Source organism: Streptomyces sp. NPDC002577, assembly GCF_053594815.1.
Genome location: NZ_JBSFWK010000022.1, coordinates 26,738 through 44,074, shown reverse-complemented (window position 1 = coordinate 44,074; position 17,337 = coordinate 26,738). Strand labels below are relative to the sequence as shown.

11 protein-coding genes are annotated in these 17,337 nt (G+C 70.0%); 4 read left to right on the top strand and 7 right to left on the bottom strand.

Going from position 1 to position 17,337, the window contains the following annotated elements:
• Positions 1 to 76: 76 nt before the first annotated feature.
• The gene (locus ACWD4J_RS25220) at positions 77 to 826 is read left to right on the top strand and encodes an MBL fold metallo-hydrolase (protein WP_451397698.1); all 750 of its coding nucleotides are present in this window, start codon (positions 77 to 79) and stop codon (positions 824 to 826) included.
• Positions 827 to 860: 34 nt separating this feature from the next.
• Positions 861 to 1,718: a DUF3097 domain-containing protein gene (locus ACWD4J_RS25215; protein WP_451397697.1), complete on the top strand. Its 858-nt coding sequence runs from the start codon at positions 861 to 863 to the stop codon at positions 1,716 to 1,718.
• Between the two features lie 111 nt (positions 1,719 to 1,829).
• Here the strand turns inward: ACWD4J_RS25215 and hemW are convergent, their stop codons facing one another.
• Both hemW and ACWD4J_RS25205 read right to left on the bottom strand, forming a co-directional pair.
• Entirely contained in the window at positions 1,830 to 3,062 is a 1,233-nt protein-coding gene (gene hemW / locus ACWD4J_RS25210; protein WP_451397696.1) for a radical SAM family heme chaperone HemW, read from the bottom strand.
• A gap of 82 nt (positions 3,063 to 3,144) precedes the next feature.
• Positions 3,145 to 5,505, bottom strand: a complete 2,361-nt coding sequence (locus ACWD4J_RS25205) for a SpoIIE family protein phosphatase (RefSeq protein ID WP_451397695.1) — start codon at positions 5,503 to 5,505, stop codon at positions 3,145 to 3,147.
• 179 nt (positions 5,506 to 5,684) lie between these two features.
• On the opposite strand from ACWD4J_RS25205, the gene ACWD4J_RS25200 reads away from it, so the two are divergent.
• Positions 5,685 to 9,725, top strand: a complete 4,041-nt coding sequence (locus ACWD4J_RS25200; RefSeq protein WP_451397694.1) for a HAMP domain-containing protein — start codon at positions 5,685 to 5,687, stop codon at positions 9,723 to 9,725.
• A gap of 80 nt (positions 9,726 to 9,805) precedes the next feature.
• Here ACWD4J_RS25200 and ACWD4J_RS25195 read toward each other — a convergent pair whose 3' ends face one another.
• Complete coding sequence (locus tag ACWD4J_RS25195; protein ID WP_451397693.1) at positions 9,806 to 11,695, bottom strand: AMP-dependent synthetase/ligase; 1,890 nt, start codon at positions 11,693 to 11,695, stop codon at positions 9,806 to 9,808.
• Between the two features lie 376 nt (positions 11,696 to 12,071).
• On the bottom strand, positions 12,072 to 13,943 hold the full coding sequence (lepA, locus tag ACWD4J_RS25190) for a translation elongation factor 4 (RefSeq protein WP_451397692.1): 1,872 nt from the start codon (positions 13,941 to 13,943) through the stop codon (positions 12,072 to 12,074).
• Between the two features lie 239 nt (positions 13,944 to 14,182).
• On the opposite strand from lepA, the gene rpsT reads away from it, so the two are divergent.
• Entirely contained in the window at positions 14,183 to 14,449 is a 267-nt protein-coding gene (gene rpsT / locus ACWD4J_RS25185) for a 30S ribosomal protein S20 (protein ID WP_030051093.1), read from the top strand.
• A gap of 510 nt (positions 14,450 to 14,959) precedes the next feature.
• Here the strand turns inward: rpsT and holA are convergent.
• The 3 genes from holA to ACWD4J_RS25170 all read right to left on the bottom strand — a co-directional run bounded on the left by holA (position 14,960) and on the right by ACWD4J_RS25170 (position 17,279).
• A complete protein-coding gene (gene holA, locus ACWD4J_RS25180; protein ID WP_451397691.1) occupies positions 14,960 to 15,955 on the bottom strand; it encodes a DNA polymerase III subunit delta in 996 nt (331 codons plus the stop codon).
• A 146-nt stretch (positions 15,956 to 16,101) separates the two neighbouring features.
• Complete coding sequence (locus ACWD4J_RS25175; protein WP_451397690.1) at positions 16,102 to 16,347, bottom strand: hypothetical protein; 246 nt, start codon at positions 16,345 to 16,347, stop codon at positions 16,102 to 16,104.
• A 50-nt stretch (positions 16,348 to 16,397) separates the two neighbouring features.
• Positions 16,398 to 17,279 (bottom strand): YceI family protein, encoded by an 882-nt coding sequence (locus ACWD4J_RS25170; RefSeq protein ID WP_451397689.1) that lies wholly within the window; start codon positions 17,277 to 17,279, stop codon positions 16,398 to 16,400.
• Positions 17,280 to 17,337 lie beyond the last annotated feature (58 nt).

Sequence of the window (17,337 nt, the reverse complement as noted above, 5' to 3'; positions counted from 1 at the left end):
GGTGTCGTGCTGCGGCGGACCCCGGGGACTAGCGTCGCCGGTAGGGAAGTGGCACACGGATGGTGAAGGTCGTGTCGTGGGAATCGTGACGGACGTGGCGTGGGAAACACGGGGCTGGGAGGGGCTGTCGCCCCGGGTGGGCCGGCGCCGGCTGCCGGTGTGGGACTGCACGGTGGGCCTGGTCGTGGGCGAGGGTGCGGCGCTCATGGTCGACGCTGGATCCAGCCTGCGGGAGGGTGCGCAGCTGCGCCAGGAGGCACAGCAACTGCTCGGCCCCGGCCGGCGCGTGACGCATCTCGCACTGACCCATCCTCATTTCGACCACGTGCTGGGCGCGGCGGCGTTCGCGGGAGTCGAGGTCTACGGGCCCGTGGGGCTCGACTGGGTCTTCGCCGCGGGCCGGAAGGATCTCCTGGCCGACGCGGTACGGCACGGGCTCGACCCTGCGGACGCGGCGGAGGCCGCGGAACTCCTCGTCTCCCCGCGCCACCAGGTCAGCGGCGAGTGGACACTCGACCTGGGCGGTGGCCACCAGGTACTCCTTGCGAATGTGGGCCCCGGCCACACAGGACACGACATGGCGGTCCTGGTCCCCGCCACCTCCTCGACGCCCGAGATCGTCTTCTGCGGCGACCTGGTCGAGGAGTCGGGCGAACCGCAGGCGGGCCCGGACGCGGTGCCGTCCCACTGGCCCGCCGCCCTGGACCGGCTGCTGAACCTGGGCGGCGAGGACGCGGTGTACGTACCCGGTCATGGAGCCGCGGTGAATGCGGCGTTTGTCCGGCAGCAACGCGATCAGCTGGCGGCCCGGTTCGGCGTGTCGTAGCCAGGCCCCGCGCCTTCTCCCTATCGTCATCCGAATGCTCCCACCCGTCTCCCGCCACCGCCCCTCCAACGAGGGCCCTTCGGGCCCGCAGCGCCGTCTGTACTCTCCGGACCTCACCCCGCCGTGGAAGAAGCCGAAGCCGGTACCCGAGGTCCCGGCGGAACCAGGACTGGTCGTCGAGGAGTCCGGGACCGGCTTCTGCGGCGCGGTGATCCGCTGCGAGGCGGGCACGGTCACGTTGGAGGACCGATTCGGCAAGCACCGGGTGTTTCCGCTGGAGCCCCGCGGGTTCCTGCTGGAGGGCAAGGTGGTGACCCTGGTCCGCCCCTCCGGAGCGGCGCCGGTGCGTCCCACCCGTACGGCCTCGGGATCGGTTGCGGTGCCGGGCGCACGGGCCCGTGTGGCGCGCGCCGGGCGGATCTACGTCGAGGGCCGCCACGACGCCGAACTGGTCGAGAAGGTGTGGGGCGACGACCTGCGTATCGAGGGCGTGGTCGTCGAGTATCTGGAGGGCGTCGACGACCTCCAGGCGGTCGTCGCGGAGTTCTCCCCCGGCCCGGACGCCCGCCTGGGTGTCCTGGTGGACCACCTGGTCCCCGGCACGAAGGAGTCCCGTATCGCGGAGTCCGTCACGAGCGAGTACGCGCTGGTGGTCGGCCACCCGTTCATCGACATCTGGGAGGCGGTGAAACCGTCGGCGGTCGGCATCCGCGCGTGGCCGACGGTGCCGCGGGGCCAGGACTGGAAGACGGGAGTGTGCCGGGCACTGGGCTGGCCGGAGAACACCGGCGCGGCGTGGCAGCACATCCTGTCCCGGGTCCACTCGTACAAGGACCTGGAGCCCGCGTTGCTGGGCAGGGTGGAGGAACTGATCGACTTCGTCACGGCGTAGCTACATAGGTGCGGGCAATCGTGCCGCTGGGGCGGCACGGGTGGGCGCAGCGGCACCCGGCAAGCGCCGGTAAGCGACTCGGCTCCCGGCCAGCCCCGGCTCCGGTCGGCTTCAGTCGACCAGGTCCCTGACCACCGCGTCCGCAAGCAACCGCCCCCGCAACGTGAGCACGGCACGCCCATCGGCGTAAGGACCGTCCTCCAGGAGCCCGTCCCTTACGGCCCGCTCGGCCGCCTCCCGCCCCGCAGGGGCGAGGATGCCCAGCGGGCAACCCTCCCGAAGCCGCAGCTCCAGCAGAATCCGCTCCACACGCCGGTCCTCCTCGGAGAGCACCTCACGCCCGGCCCCGGGCGCCCGCCCCTCCGCCAGAGCCGCCGCATACGCCCCCGGATGCTTGACGTTCCACCACCGCACCCCGCCCACGTGGCTGTGCGCCCCGGGCCCGGCGCCCCACCAGTCGGCGCCCCGCCAGTACAGCTCGTTGTGCAGGCACCGCCCGGCCTCCGAAGTGGCCCAGTTGGAGACCTCGTACCACTCGAAGCCGGCCCCGGACAGCACCTCCTCCGCGATCAGATAGCGGTCCGCGTGCACGTCGTCGTCCGTCATGGGGATCTCGCCGCGGCGGATCCGCCGGGCGAGCTGGGTGCCCTCCTCGACGATCAGGGCGTACGCCGAGACGTGGTCCGGGCCGGCCCCGATGGCCGCGTCGAGGGAGGCGCGCCAGTCGTCGTCGGACTCCCCCGGCGTGCCGTAGATCAGGTCGAGGTTGACGTGGTCGAAGCCCGCCGCGCGGGCCTCGGCGACGCAGGCCTCGGGGCGTCCGGGGGTGTGCGTGCGGTCCAGGATCTTCAGGACGTGCTGCCGGGCGCTCTGCATGCCGAAGGAGATCCGGTTGAATCCGCCCTCGCGCAGAGCCGCCAGATACGCCGGGTCCACCGACTCGGGATTGGCCTCCGTGGTGATCTCCGCGTCGTCCGCGAGCCCGAACTCGTCGCGGATCGCGCCGAGCATGCGGACGAGATCGTCCGCGGCCAGCAACGTCGGCGTACCGCCCCCGACGAAGACCGTCCGCACCTGCCGCGGGTCGTCGCCCAGCACCTTGCGGGCGAGGCGGATCTCGTCGGTCAGGGTCGCCGCGTAGTTGTCGCGGGACGCGAGCACGCCACCGGTGCCGCGCAGCTCGGTCGCGGTGTACGTGTTGAAGTCGCAGTAGCCGCAGCGGGTGGCGCAGTACGGGACGTGCAGATAGAACCCGAGGGGGCGGTCGGCGGCGCCGGCCAGGGCGTGCGCCGGCAGCGCACCGTCCTGGGGCACGGGCTCGCCGTCGGGGAGTGCGGAAGGCATGCGTTCCATTGTCCCGCACCGGAGGAACAGCCCGAACCCAGGCCGCGACCTGGGCCTCGCGCCAGTCCCGCGACCGGAGCGCTCACCCGGCGGGCTGCGCCTGGAGCACCAGCAGCGCCAGATCGTCCTCCGGCGGCCCGTCCGCGAACTCGTGGACCAGCCGTCTGATCCGCTCGGCCACGAGGGGCGCGCTCAGTCCGGCACAGTCGGCGAACGCGGCCGCGAGCCCGTCGCCGTCGTCGAACTGGCGCCGCCCGGAGCGGCGCTCCGTCACCCCGTCCGTGACGCACAGCAGCGTGTCGCCGGGGCACAGCTCGAAGCTCTCGCTGTGGTACGCCACGTCCTCGACGACGCCCAGCAGCACCTGCGGCGCGGCCGCGGCCCGTACGTCGCCGCCGGGGCGCAGCAGGAGCGGCAGCGGGTGCCCGGCGGAGGCAAGGGTGCAGCGCACCCGGTCGCCGGTGGGGACCAGCTCGCCGTAGAGGAGGGAGAGGAAGCGGGGCATGGAGCCCTCGGGCGGTACGTCGGGGCCGCCCACGGCGGCGATGGCGCGCGCGGCCGCGTCCGCGGCCTCGGTGGCGTCGTCGAGCAGCATCTGGTTGAGGCGGTCGAGGACCTCGGCGACCTGGTATCCCTCGCGGGCCAGCAGCCGCAGCCAGGGCCGGGCGAGCCCGATGACGACGGCGGCCTCCGGCCCCTTGCCCTGGACGTCGCCGAGCGCGAAGCACCAGCGTCCGTCTCCGGCGGGGAACACGTCGTAGAAGTCGCCGCCGGGGCCGCCCTTGTCCCGCGGCTCGTAGACGAGTGCGGACTCGACGCCGGGGATCGTCGCGACCGTCGTGGGCAGCAGGCCGCGCTGGAGCACGCGACTGATGGTGGCCTGGCGGGCGTACTGCCGGGCCGCTCCGATGGCGAGCGCGACGCGGCGGCAGAAGTCCTCGACGAGCCCGGTGATCTCGTCGGGGAAGCGGGCGAGACCGGACCTGCCGATGACCAGGGTGCCGAGCGGCCGGCCGCCCGCGATCAGCCGGTACGCGAGAGCCGCGCCCGGCGCCTCGGACGCGTCGTCCGGCGCGTCGTCCGGCGTGGCCTCCGATGCGCTGGCCGGGATGTCGTGCGATGGGGCGTCCGATGCCTCCGCGCCGGGCCAGGGCACCGGGACCGCTCCCGAGGGCAGCGTGTCGGGGAGCATCGGCGGCTCCTTCTCCAGGATGCGGCGGAGCTCCTCGATGCGGTTCTCGCTGACGTGCCAGACCCGGGCGAGCCGGGGCCAGCCGGACGTTCCCGCTCCGGCACCGGCGCCGCCGTGCCGGTCGGTGCCGTGCCGGCCGCCCGTTCCGCCGTCCGTGCCCCAGCCCGCCCTGCCGTCCTCGTCGTTCAGCCACACGGCGCACCAGTCGGCGAGCCGCGGTACCAGGAGCTGTCCGGCGAGTGCCGCGACGAGGTCCTCGTCGAGTTGCCCGGCCAGCAGATCGGAGGCCTCGGCGAGGAAGGACAGGGCGCCGTGGTTGACCCAGTCCTGATCCCCGGAGGTGCGCCCGGACGACGGGAAGAGGGGGCCGAGCACGCTCGGCCCGTGCTGCAGAGCGCTCTCCACCTCGTACGTCTCGGTCTCCGGCACGGCGGTGGGCATGCCGGCGATCGGCAGCCGCGCCCAGACGGTCTTGGTGCCGGCGCGGTAGGTGACGCCCCAGGACGTGGCGAGCGCGGAGACCAGATGCAGACCGCGCCCGAACTCGGGCGTCCCTTGCGCCACGGCGAGCCCGTCACCGCGCACCTCGCGCGCGGGGTGCTGGTCGGAGACCTCGATGACGAGAGAACCGGAATCGGCCTCGGCCTCTGCACCTGTCTCGCCGGTCCCGTCGTCCGATGCGTGCTCGGCGGGCTCGAGTATGTCCGCTATCTCCGCGGGTTCGAGCCTGCACAGCAGCTCCACGTCGGTGCCCGCGTGCACAACGGCGTTGGTGACGAGCTCGCTCACGAGGACCATCGCATCGTCGATGAGACGTTCTGCGAAGGACGCCGCCAGGAGGGGCTGCGGCGGGAGGCACTCGTCCGCGGGCACCGCGTCGGCGGCAAGGACGTCCGCGGCCACGTCATCGGCAGCGACGGCGTCGGCGACGGCGACGGCGTCGGCGACGGCGACGGCGACGGCGTCGGCGACGGCGACGGCGACGGCGGGCGCACGGCCCGCAGGCTGGGCATCGGCGGGCGCACAGCCCGTCGCCGACAGGGCACCGGCGGGCCCGGAACCGGCCGCCCCGTCGCCCCCCGCCCACTCCTCCAGCACCGCCCGCACGAAGCGGCGGGCGGCGGCCGGCGCGAGCGGGTTGCCGGGCAGCGACGTACGCGCGACCGGAGGCGTTCCGGGCAGGTGCGCCGATGACGCCGATGACGCGGCGGCACGGAATGCAGTCTTCCGTTGCCTCGGGATGGGCCCCACGGAGCGGCTCCTGAGCAGTTCGGGGAATAGGCCTCAGGCGACCCGGACAGAGTGACAGACTGACCGCGCCCATAAGCGCCGAGTTACCGAAGTGGGCGGTCATGACTGAGAACAGTGCTATGCGTGTGCTCGAAACAGGACAGATTCCGCCATCGGATCTACGTCCTCTGCTCGCCGCCATGACGGCTCTGCGCGACGGTGACTTCCGTGTGCGGGCTCCCGAGGGAGCCGACGGGATCACGGCCGAACTGACCGCCGTCTTCAACCAGATCGCCGACCGCCAGCAGCATCTCGGCGACGAGCTGACGCGCGTGCGCCGGGAGGTCGTACGGCACGGCCGACTCGACGAGAGGCTGTCCGCGAGCCCGGGCCAGGGCCACTGGTCGACGTGTGTGACGGATGCGAACACGCTGATAGACGCCCTGGTGGCGCCCGCTGCGAACGCCACACGCGTCCTGGACGCCGTCGCGGGCGGCGACCTGACACAGCGGGTCGATCTGCACGACGGCAACCGCCAGTTGAGGGGCGATCTGCGCCGCCTGGGCCGCACCGTCAACAAGACCGTGGATCAGCTGTCGCTCTTCACGGGAGAGGTCACGCGGGTCGCGCGCGAGGTCGGCACCGAGGGCCGGCTGGGCGGCCGCGCCAAAGTGCAGGGCCTGTCAGGAAGTTGGCGTGATGTGACCGAAGCGGTCAACACCATGGCCTCCCGGCTGACCGCTCAGGTTCGCGACATCGCTCTGGTCACCACGGCGGTGGCGCGCGGCGATCTGACGCGTACGGTCACGATCGAGGCGACCGGTGAGCTGCTGGAGCTGAAGCTCACCGTGAACACGATGGTCGACCAGCTGTCGGCGTTCGCGGACGAGGTGACCCGCGTCGCCCGCGAGGTCGGCACCGAAGGAAACCTCGGCGGCCGCGCACAGGTCCGCGGCGTGTCGGGCGTATGGAAGGACCTCACCGACAACGTCAACTTCATGGCGTCCAACCTGACCTCGCAGGTCCGCAACATCGCCCAGGTCACCACCGCCGTCGCCAACGGCGACCTCAGCCAGAAGATCACGGTGGACGCGCAGGGCGAGATCCTGCAGCTCAAATCCACGATCAACACGATGGTCGACCAGCTCTCCGCCTTCGCCGACGAGGTCACCCGCGTGGCCCGCGAGGTCGGCACCGAAGGAAACCTCGGCGGCCGCGCACAGGTCCGCGGCGTGTCGGGCGTATGGAAAGACCTCACCGACAACGTCAACTTCATGGCCGACAACCTCACATCCCAGGTGCGGAACATCGCGCTCGTGTCGACTGCCGTGGCGCAGGGCGACCTCGGCAAGAAGATCACGGTCGAGGCGAAGGGCGAGATCCTGGAGCTGAAGTCGACGATCAACACGATGGTCGACCAGCTCTCCGCCTTCGCCGACGAGGTGACGAGGGTCGCCCGCGAGGTCGGCACCGAGGGCAATCTCGGCGGTCAGGCACAGGTACGCGGCGTCTCCGGCGTATGGAAAGACCTCACCGACAACGTCAACTTCATGGCGCTGAACCTGACCTCGCAGGTCCGCAACATCGCCCAGGTCACCACGGCCGTCGCCAACGGCGACCTGTCCAAGAAGATCACCGTCGACGCGCGCGGCGAGATCCTGGAGCTCAAGGACACCGTCAACACGATGGTGGAGCAGCTGCGTGCCTTCGCCGACGAGGTCACCCGCGTGGCTCGCGAGGTCGGTACGGACGGCCGGCTCGGCGGCCGCGCCCAGGTGCTCGGCGTCTCCGGTGTGTGGCGGGACCTCACCGACAACGTCAACTACATGGCGGACAACCTCACATCCCAGGTGCGGAACATCGCGCAGGTGGCGACCGCCGTGGCCCAGGGCGACCTCTCGAAGAAGATCGACGTGGACGCGCGCGGCGAGATCCTCGAGCTGAAGACCACCATCAACACGATGGTGGACACGCTGTCGTCGTTCTCCTCCGAGGTCACGCGTGTGGCCCGAGAGGTGGGTTCCGAGGGCCAGCTCGGCGGCCAGGCCCGCGTCGAGGGCGTCTACGGCACCTGGAAGCGCCTCACGACGAACGTGAACGAACTCGCGCTCAACCTCACCACCCAGGTGCGCGCCATCGCCGAGGTCGCCTCCGCCGTGGCCCAGGGCGACATGTCGCGGTCCATCACCGTGGAGGCGCGCGGCGAGGTCGCCGAGCTCAAGGACAACATCAACCTGATGGTGGCCAACCTCCGCGAGACGACCCGCGCCAAGGACTGGCTGGAGTCCAACCTGGCCCGCCTCGCCGCGCTGATGCAGGGCCACCGCGACCTGATGGAGGTCGCAGACCTGATCCTGCGCGAGCTGACGCCGCTGGTGAACGCGCAGTACGGCGCGTTCTTCCTGGCCGACCCGGACGAGGACGGCGCCGCACTGCGCACCCCCGCCCCCGCCAAGGGCCTCGCCTTCATCGCGGGTTACGGCTCGGCGCAGGGCTCCGTCATCGACACCGGCGGCATGCCGGTGCACGGCCTCGTACGGCAGGCGGCCCGCGAGAAGAAGCGGATCCTCGTCGAGGAGGCCCCACCCGGCTACATCAAGATCAACTCGGGGCTCGGTGAGGCGTCGCCCGCCAGCGTCGTCATCATCCCAATCCTCTTCGAGGACAAGCTGCTCGGCGTGATCGAACTGGCCTCGTTCTCCCGCTTCTCGGATGTCCACCTGGCGTTCTTCGACCAGTTCGTGAACACCATCGGCGTCGCGATCAACACGATCATCGCCAACTCCCGCACCGAGTCACTGCTCGGCGAGTCCCAGCGGCTCGCGATGCAGCTGCAGGAGCGCTCGGACGAACTCCAGCGCCAGCAGGCCGAACTGCAGCGCTCGAACGCCGAGCTGGAGGAGAAGGCGGCGCTGCTGGCCACGAGCTCCCAGTACAAGTCCGAGTTCCTGGCGAACATGTCGCACGAGCTGCGCACCCCGCTGAACTCTCTGCTGATCCTCGCCCGCCTGCTCTCCGACAACCCCGACGGGCATCTCTCCGACCAGGAGGTGCAGTTCGCGGCAACGATCCACCGCTCGGGCTCCGATCTGCTGCAGCTGATCAACGACATCCTGGACCTGTCGAAGATCGAGGCGGGCCGTATGGACGTACGCCCGAAGCGGCTGCCGCTGATCAAGCTGCTCGACTACGTCCACGCGACGTTCCGCCCGGTCACCCTCGACCGCGGTCTCGCCTTCGACGTCAAGGTCGACGAGGACGTACCGCGCGAGATGTACTCCGACGAGCAGCGGCTCCAGCAGATCCTGCGCAACCTGCTGTCCAACGCGATCAAGTTCACCGCGAGCGGCCGCGTCGAGCTGCGCGTGTCGCGCCTCAAGGACCCCGAGCACCGCTTCGTACGCGACCACGACGAACTGGTCGCCTTCGCCGTCAGCGACACCGGCATCGGCATCGCGCCGGAGAAACTCCCGGTGATCTTCGAGGCGTTCCAGCAGGCCGACGGCACCACGAACCGCAAGTACGGCGGCACCGGCCTCGGCCTGTCCATCAGCCGCGAGATCGCGGGACTCCTCGGCGGCCGCATCATCGCCGAGTCCACGCCCGGCGCCGGCTCCACCTTCACGCTGTACGTCCCGGTCGTCAGCCCGGAACACACCGCGACCGGCCCTTCGCCCGACGCACCCTCACTCGCCCTGCCCGAACAGCAGACCGACGACCCTCAGGCCAGGCACGACCAGACCAGTCACGACCAGGCCATGCACGACCAGGACGACAACTGGCCGACCCCCACCAAGCTCGAGGAGTGGAAGGAGGGCCGCGCCGGCCGGGTGCTCGCCGGACGCCGGGTGCTGATCGTGGACGACGACATCCGCAACGTCTTCGCCCTCACGCATGTGCTGGGCCGCGTGGGCATGCCGGTGCTGTACGCGGAGAACGGCCGCGAGGGCATCGAGGCGCTGGAGCGCAATCCGGACGTCGAGCTCGTCCTGATGGACATCATGATGCCGGAGATGGACGGCTACGAAACGATCTCCGCCATCCGCCGCACCCCGCGCTGGACCGGCCTGCCCATCGTCGCGCTCACCGCCAAGGCGATGCTGGGCGACCGCGAGAAGTCCATCGCCCGGGGCGCCAACGACTACGTACCCAAGCCCGTGGACGTGGACCAGCTACTGACGGTCGTATGCACACTGCTGGAACCGGAGGGCGCTGAGCCCGCGGAGGACGAGGTCGGCTAGCCGGGAACCGCTGTGGGCAGGCGCAAGCCGGGCGGGGCCTGGACGCCGATCAGGCGCCCCGGCCCCGCCCCGCCGCACGATCACGCCTCCCGCGCCCCCGCATACATCTCATCGATGAGGTGCTTGTACTCCCGCTCGACAACCGGCCGCTTCAACTTCAGGCTCGGCGTCAGCTCCCCGTGCTCCACGTCCAGATCACGCGGCAGCAGCTTGAACTTCTTGATCGTCTGCCAGCGCTGCAGACCCTCGTTCAGCTCCCTGACATAGCCGTCGATGAGCTCCACCGTCTCCGGCGCGGCGACCACCTCGGCGTACGACTTCCCGGCCAGGCCGTTCTCCTTCGCCCAGTCGAGGATCGACGGCTCGTCGAGGGCGATCAGCGCGGTGCAGAAGTTCCGGTCGGCGCCGTGCACCAGGATGTTCGAGACATACGGGCAGACGGCCTTGAACTGGCCTTCGACCTCGGCGGGCGCGATGTACTTGCCGCCCGACGTCTTGATCAGGTCCTTCTTGCGGTCGGTGATCCGCAGATAGCCGTCGGGGGAGAGCTCGCCGATGTCGCCGGTGTGGAACCAGCCGTCCGGCTCCAGGACCTCGGCGGTCTTCTCGGGCAGCCCGTGGTAGCCCTCCATGATGCCCGGGCCGCGCAGCAGGATCTCGCCGTCGTCCGCGATGCGCACCTCGCAGCCGGGCAGCGGCTTGCCGACGGTGCCCGTGCGGTACGCCTCGCCGGGGTTGACGAAGGACGCGGCGGACGACTCCGTCAGGCCGTAACCCTCGAGGATGTGGATGCCGGCACCCGCGAAGAAGAAACCGATCTCCGGGGCGAGCGCCGCGGAACCCGAGACGCACGCGCGCAGCCGGCCGCCGAAGGCCTCGCGCAGCTTGGCGTAGACGAGCGCGTCGGCGACCTTGTGCTTGGCGGAGAGACCGAAGGGCGCCGACGCGGTACCCGTGCGGCGGAAGTTGTCCTGGGTGGCCTTGGCGTACTCGCGTGCGACCTCGGCCGCCCACTGGAAGATCTTGTACTTGGCCGGGCCGCCCGCACGGGCCTTGGCGGCGACGCCGTTGTAGACCTTCTCGAAGATGCGCGGCACCGCGGCCATGTACGTCGGCTGCACGACCGGCAGATTCTCGATGATCTTGTCGACCCGGCCGTCGACGGCGGTGACGTGCCCGACCTCGATCTGGCCGCTGGTCAGCACCTTGCCGAAGACGTGCGCGAGCGGCAGCCAGAGGTACTGCACGTCGTCGGCCGTGACCAGGCCGGTCGCGGCGATGGCCTTCGCCATGTACGACCAGTTGTCCTGCGGCAGCCGCACGCCCTTGGGGCGGCCGGTGGTACCCGAGGTGTAGATCAGCGTCGCGAGCTGGTCGGCGGTGATCGCCGACACCTTCTTCTTGATCAGATCCGGGTTCTTCTCCAGGTACGCGGCGCCGCGCACCTCCAGCTCGGCGAGCGTGAGGACCCAGCCCTCAGGGTCGTCCTCGGACGGCTCGACACCCTTCGGGTCGATCACCACGACATGCGCGAGGTTCGGCAGCTCGGCACGCTTCTCGCGCGCCTTGGCGAGCTGCGCCGCGTCCTCGGCGATCAGCACCCGGCTGTCCGAGTCGGACAGGATGAACGCGGACTCCTCGGCGTTCGTCTGCGGATAGACGGTCGTCGTCGCCGCGCCCGCACAGAGAATGCCGAGGTCGGAGAGGATCCACTCGACCCGGGTCGAGGAGGCGAGGGCCACCCGCTCCTCGGGCTGCACGCCCAGCTCGATCAGTCCGGCCGCGATGGCGTAGACCCGGTCGGCCGCCTCGGCCCAGCTCAGCGACTTCCACTCGTCCGGCCCCTCACCGGAGGACGACGGCACGGGATAGCGGTAGGCCTCGGCGTCCGGTGTAGCCGCCACGCGCTCCACGAAGAGAGTCGCCACGGACGGCGGTCGGTTCTCGATCAGGGTCTGTGTGTCGCTCACGACATCCTCCGGGCCCGCGGCAGTGCCTTCCACTGACTCACAGTGCGTGCGACTGACTAGTGCGGCTGGTGTTGTTTAACTCACGAGTAACCATCGAGCAGTGATCAGGGTAGAGCGGAGAGGCCCCGCACGTAAGAGGCCACGGCCTGTCACTTCCTACAGAGACGTGGCATGCCTCACGGAGAGAGGGCGTGCTCCGCGGGGGCGGAGCGCGAGATACGGGAGCCACGCAACGACTCGCTCATGACACAGGCCGCATACGCCACATATACGGAAGGGCCCGAACGCGCCGCGATGGCGCGCCGGACCCTCCCCGAGTGCCTCAAGGGCCTGGGAGGTACCTCCGAGGTACCCCCGCCCCGTTCTGGTTCCCGGGCTACTTCTTGCCCTTGGCCTGGCCGCTGTCGTCGCTGGACAGCACCGCGATGAAGGCGTCCTGCGGGACCTCCACGGAGCCGACCATCTTCATCCGCTTCTTGCCTTCCTTCTGCTTCTCCAGCAGCTTCCGCTTACGGGAGATGTCACCGCCGTAGCACTTGGCGAGGACGTCCTTGCGGATGGCGCGGATGGTCTCGCGGGCGATGACACGGGAGCCGATGGCGGCCTGGACCGGCACCTCGAACGCCTGCCGCGGGATGAGCTCCTTGAGCTTGGCGACGAGCCGCACTCCGTACGCGTACGCCTGGTCCCGGTGCGTGATCGCGGAGAACGCGTCGACCTTGTCGCCGTGCAGCAGGATGTCGACCTTGACGAGCTGCGAGGTCTGCTCACCGGTGGGCTCGTAGTCGAGGGACGCGTAGCCGCGGGTCTTGGACTTCAGCTGGTCGAAGAAGTCGAAGACGATCTCGGCGAGCGGCAGGGTGTAGCGGATCTCGACGCGGTCCTCGGAGAGGTAGTCCATGCCGAGCATCACGCCGCGCCGGTTCTGGCAGAGCTCCATGATCGAGCCGATGAACTCGGACGGCGCGAGGATCGTCGCCCGGACAACCGGCTCGTACACCTCACCGATCTTGCCCTCGGGGAACTCGCTCGGGTTGGTGACGACGTGCTCGCTGCCGTCCTCCATGACGACGCGGTAGACCACGTTGGGCGCGGTGGCGATCAGGTCGAGCCCGAACTCGCGCTCCAGACGCTCGCGGATCACGTCCAGGTGGAGCAGGCCCAGGAAGCCGACGCGGAAACCGAAGCCGAGCGCGGCGGAGGTCTCCGGTTCGTACACCAGTGCCGCGTCGTTGAGCTGCAGCTTGTCGAGGGCGTCGCGCAGCTCGGGGTAGTCCGAGCCGTCCAGCGGATAGAGGCCGGAGAACACCATCGGCTTGGGGTCCTTGTAGCCGCCGAGCGCCTCGGTGGCTCCCTTGGACTGCTGGGTGATGGTGTCACCCACCTTGGACTGGCGGACGTCCTTCACACCGGTGATCAGATAGCCCACCTCGCCGACACCGAGGCCGTCGGCCGGCAGCATCTCGGGCGAGTTCGTCCCGATCTCGAGGAGCTCATGGGTCGCGCCCGTCGACATCATCCGGATCCGCTCACGCTTGTTGAGCTGGCCGTCGACGACTCGTACGTACGTCACGACGCCGCGGTAGGAGTCGTAGACCGAGTCGAAGATCATCGCGCGGGCGGGGGCGTCGGCGACACCGACCGGGGCCGGGATCTCGGCGACGACCTTGTCCAGCAGCGCCTCCACGCCCATGCCGGTCTTGGCGGAGACCTTCAGTACGTCCTCGGGCTCGCAGCCGACCAGGTTGGCGAGCTCCTCGGAGAACTTCTCCGGCTGCGCGGCCGGCAGGTCGATCTTGTTGAGGACCGGGATGATCGAGAGGTCGTTCTCCATCGCCAGATACAGGTTGGCGAGAGTCTGCGCCTCGATGCCCTGGGCCGCGTCGACCAGCAGGATCGTGCCCTCACAGGCCGCGAGGGACCGGGACACCTCATACGTGAAGTCGACGTGCCCAGGGGTGTCGATCATGTTGAGGATGTGCGTCCGGCCCTGGCTGTCGCCCGTGGTGGGCGCCCAGGGCAGCCGCACCGCCTGGGACTTGATCGTGATACCGCGCTCGCGCTCGATGTCCATACGGTCGAGGTACTGAGCGCGCATCTGCCGCTGCTCGACCACACCGGTCAGCTGGAGCATCCGGTCGGCGAGCGTGGACTTGCCGTGGTCGATGTGCGCGATGATGCAGAAATTGCGGATCAGAGCCGGGTCGGTACGGCTCGGCTCGGGCACATGGTCAGTGATCGCGGGCACGCAGGGTCCTGTCTCTTGAGGCGCCTGTCGCCTCGGGTCGGATCAAGTCGGATCAATACGCAGGTTCCATGGTCCCACGGGCCGGGGGGTGCGACTGGTTTGGGCCGTTCCCCGGTCCGCTGGTAGCCTGGGCAGCTGTGCCTCATGCCCTCTCAGCACGAGGCACAAAGAAAGATTAGGAATGAAATCACCGGTACGGGACCTGCACGGCCCGTGCCTGAACCTGAAAAGGCTCATTCGTGGCGAACATCAAGTCCCAGATCAAGCGGATCAAGACCAACGAGAAGGCCCGGCTGCGCAACAAGGCCGTCAAGTCCTCTCTGAAGACCGCGGTCCGCAAGGCCCGCGAGGCCGCTGCCGCGGGTGACGTCGAGAAGGCCACCGAGTACCAGCGCGCTGCCGCGCGCCAGCTCGACAAGGCTGTCTCGAAGGGCGTCATCCACAAGAACCAGGCCGCCAACAAGAAGTCGGCGCTGGCTTCCAAGGTCGCTTCCCTCAAGGGCTGAGTCGGCTGGGTCCTCGCGACCCATCCCCTGACTTGACTGCCGGAAGGACCCCGAGCGGGCCCTCTCTCATCCGCTCCCGACCGGCACCCGGCACCGCACGCGGCCTGCGTTCGCCACGCGGGTGCGGCGCCACACCTGCTTGACCCGAAGGCCCCGTCCACCGCCCCTCCCCCGGGCGGCGGCCGGGGTCTTCGGCGTGTCCGGTGGCCGTCGCGACTCCAACAACATCGGCTCGGCGCCAGACCTGGGGGCACCTCCCAGGCCCTCAAGGCACTGGGGGAGTACACCCCGGCGCGGCCCCGACCCACCCACCGGCAGAAGGCGCCCCAGCCACCGACGCCCCGCAGACGCTTCGGCAGGCGCACCTAGATGGACAGGCGCGTCACGGCGCAGCTGCGTCAGCAGTGCGACAAGCGCAGGCGCCCACAAGCCACAGCACCTGGGGCCGTACTCAAGGGTGGTCCCCCAAGGGGTCGTCCCCGGGGGCCGTCCCCAAACGGTGCGCAGCCCCTACCCCCGCCGGGCCCGAGCGGCCCGAGCGATCGTGACGACGGCCTTCTCGAGGGCGTACTCGGGATCGTCACCGCCTCCCTTGACGCCGGCATCCGCCTCCGCCACCGCCCGAAGTGCCACCGCAACCCCCTCCGGCGTCCACCCCCGCATCTGCTGCCGCACCCGGTCGATCTTCCACGGCGGCATGCCCAGCTCTCGCGCGAGATCCGCCGGGCGGCCACCACGCGCGGACGACAGCTTTCCGATGGCCCGCACGCCCTGCGCCAGCGCACTCGTGATCATCACGGGCGCGACCCCGGTGGACAGCGACCAGCGCAGCGCCTCGAGCGCCTCGGCCGCCCGCCCCTCCACCGCCCGGTCGGCCACCGTGAAGCTGGAGGCCTCCGCGCGGCCCGTGTAGTAGCGGCCGACCACGGCCTCATCGATCGTGCCCTCGACGTCCGCGACCAGCTGAGAAACAGCGGATGCCAGCTCCCGCAGATCACTGCCTATCGCGTCGACGAGCGCCTGGCACGCCTCGGGTGTCGCCGAACGCCCCAGCGTCCGGAACTCACTCCGCACGAACGACAGCCGGTCCGCCGGCTTGGTCATCTTGGGACAGGCGACCTCCCGCGCACCGGCCTTGCGAGCAGCGTCGAGCAGCCCCTTGCCCTTGGCGCCGCCGGCGTGCAGCAGCACCAGCGTGATCTCCTCGACCGGAGCAGCCAGATACGCCTTCACGTCCTTGACGGTGTCGGCCGACAGATCCTGCGCATTGCGCACGACCACGACCTTGCGCTCGGCGAAGAGCGAGGGGCTCGTCAGCTCGGCGAGCGTGCCGGGCCCGAGCTGGTCGGGGGTGAGGTCACGCACGTCCGTGTCGGCGTCGGCGGCACGGGCTGCAGCCACGACCTGCTGCACGGCGCGGTCGAGCAGCAGGTCCTCCTGCCCCACGGCAAGCGTGACGGGCGCGAGCGGATCTGCCTGACCGGCGGTTTCAGTCTTCCTTGCCATCGCGCTCAAGCATCCCACGCCCCACTGACAACGCTCTGCGGCATACACCGACAGCCCGCCCGCCGACGAGCTCGTGACAGCGAAGCCCCTCACGACCGGAAGGCCGTGACCAGAAAGGCCGCGGCCGGAAGATCACGACCGGAAGATCACGGCTCCTCCCGCCACCCGTCCCACTCGCCCGCGAACTCATCCAGCGCCAAGGGGTCGATCCGGTCCTCGGGGTCTTCCACGACCACGAGCCACTGCGCGTCCTCGGCGTCGTCCTCACCGGCCAGCGCATCCCTGACGAGCTGCGGCTCCTCGTCCAGGCCGAACCGCTCGCCGAGCGCCTCGGCCGCCTCCTCCGCGGCATCCCGGTCGGGCAGCACCAGCACATGTCTCACATCGCTCACGTGCATATTTTCCGGTACCCCCGAGAGCCTCGATCCGCCGGGCCCCAGCCTCAGACCTTGGGGACGACCTGCACGTCCAAGTCGATCTTGATACTGGGTCCGACCACCGCGATTCCGCGCGCGAGCATCGTCTGCCAGCTGACCGTGAAGTCATCGCGGTGCAGCTCGGTGGTGGCACGGCAGGCGGCCCGTGTCTCGCCCTCCATGCCGGTACCGACACCGAGATACTCGGTGTCGAGCGTGATCGTGCGGGTCACGCCGTGCAACGAGAGCGCGCCGGTGATCGCCCACCGGCTGCCGCCCCTGTGCACGAACCGGTCGCTGTAGAACTCGAGCACCGGAAAACGGTCCACGTCGAGGAAGTCGGCGGACCGCAGGTGGTCGTCGCGCATCTTGACGTTGGTGTCGATCGAGTCGGCATCGATGACCACATGCATGGCGGAGTGCTCGATGCGCTCGGCTATGCGTATGACGCCCGCGAACGTGTTGAACCGGCCGTGGATACGGGCCAGTCCGATGTGCCGCGCGGTGAAGGCGATCGAGGAATGCGTCGGCTCGATTTCCCAGTCCCCGGGCTGCGGCAGCGCCGGAAGCTGGGCGATCTGCAGCATGACATCGCCGAGCGAGGCATGCGCGCTCTCACCGACCGATGCGTTCGTGTGGTACGGAGTGAAGCCCTCCGCCGAGACCGCCAGGCGGTAGTCGCCTGCCGGTACGGTCGCGACGAAGGAGCCGAACGGGTCAGTGATTCCGCTGACCACCGTGCGCCCCATCTCGTCGCTGATGGCGAACTCGGCGTTCCGCACCGGCTCGCTCACCGGGTCGAGTATCCGGCAGCTGACCACCCCGGCCGAAGGCGGGACCGGCACCGCGGAGAAAGGGCCCGAGCGCAGAACCCGATTTGTGTGATTTCCTCGCCTACGGCCGAACATGCCCAACATCCCCCTGTGCGAGGCGCCTCACCTTTACCGAGGATGCATTCGACCACCG